This is a genomic window from Candidatus Symbiopectobacterium sp. NZEC135 (assembly GCF_025962695.1).
Genome location: NZ_JAGFPF010001573.1, coordinates 1 through 506 on the forward strand (window position 1 = coordinate 1; position 506 = coordinate 506).

Here is a 506-nt window from a genome sequence, read left to right on the forward strand (position 1 = left end):
GCTCTGCTTACGATCGAACTGATCGAACGCCGGATCGCCGTCGTTGAAATTACGGGGAATTTGCCCTGCCGGGCTGGGCCACAGTGAACCGACGGTGGGCAACACGCCGTAGTATCCCCCTTCGGGATCGTGCTGGTAGCTCATATTCAGCGTGAATGAGGTATCAGTATCGGGGATCCAGGTCAGAGAGGGCGCGACATAGACACGTTCTTCTTTGGTATTCACCACCTGCGTGTCCGATTTACGGCCAAGCGCCACCACGCGATAGAGCAACGAGCGATCGTCATTGAGCGGCCCGGCGGAATCCACACCAAGCTGCATCCGGTTATGGCTGCCGTAGAGCATCTCAACCGCGTGCTGCGGCTCGCTGGTAGGCACCTTGGAAATCGCATTGATCAACCCGCCGGGCGTCACACCGCCATACAGCGTAGACGATGCGCCTTTGAGGAATTCAATGCGCTCGATGCCATAGGTTTCAATCTGCGGAATGGCATAGCCGCCGCCGC

At 58.3% G+C, this 506-nt stretch carries 1 protein-coding gene; it reads right to left on the minus strand.

Annotated features, from left to right (window positions below; all coding sequences use genetic code 11):
- A partial coding sequence (locus J5224_RS35440) for a TonB-dependent siderophore receptor (protein ID WP_413544782.1) occupies positions 1-506 on the minus strand: 506 nt, incomplete at both ends.